Source organism: Testudinibacter sp. 'clade 2' (assembly GCF_006227735.1).
GTDB lineage: Bacteria > Pseudomonadota > Gammaproteobacteria > Enterobacterales > Pasteurellaceae > Chelonobacter.
The window spans coordinates 1-562 of the sequence record NZ_VDHB01000244.1 but is presented as its reverse complement, the minus strand read 5'-3'; the positions used below and the strand labels follow the sequence as shown (position 1 = coordinate 562).

Sequence of the window (562 nt, the reverse complement as noted above, 5' to 3'; positions counted from 1 at the left end):
CAACAAAATCTTCGGTTGTCTTAACACCATTTTCTTTTAGTAATTGAACTAATGCTTTTTCTTTTTCAGCTCTTAAATAGGATTCACCTTTTAGATTTAAAAGCGCATTATTCTCAACCGCACTTTTCGCTACTTCCGCACCACGGTAACCGTCACCGCTGTTATTCGCCACCGCAACACTGCTCAATGCGCCGACAATTTGGCTTAAACCCGAAATCGTTTCTTTCTCACTCGCCGTCAAGTCTTGCGGCGCTTTGCCATAAAGTTGTTTAGTTAAAAACGCGGCTGCCACTTCGCCACTCGCAGCCGCAGTTGCCCCGGCTAAAGCGCTGTTGCCGCTTGCTTGTGCCTCAATCGCACCCCATAACGCATGGGCAACGATGTTGGCTTCGGTGTTATCTCCGGTCAGTGCTTTGATTTGGCTGTTCACATACGGTGATAATCCACCGGCAATCGCCTGTCCTGCATTGCCACCCGCCAAGCCTTGTAGCACCGCCGTCACCGCAGCGATTGCTTGCCCATTGGTTGAACCGATACCAAACTGGGCATCGATTTTTTTATC

General features: G+C 48.9%; 1 protein-coding gene. It reads right to left on the bottom strand.

The genetic code is table 11. The annotated features are described in order from the left end of the window. Positions 1-562 (bottom strand): VENN motif pre-toxin domain-containing protein (locus tag FHQ30_RS12980; RefSeq protein WP_176552783.1); only part of this gene is annotated, 562 nt, incomplete at both ends.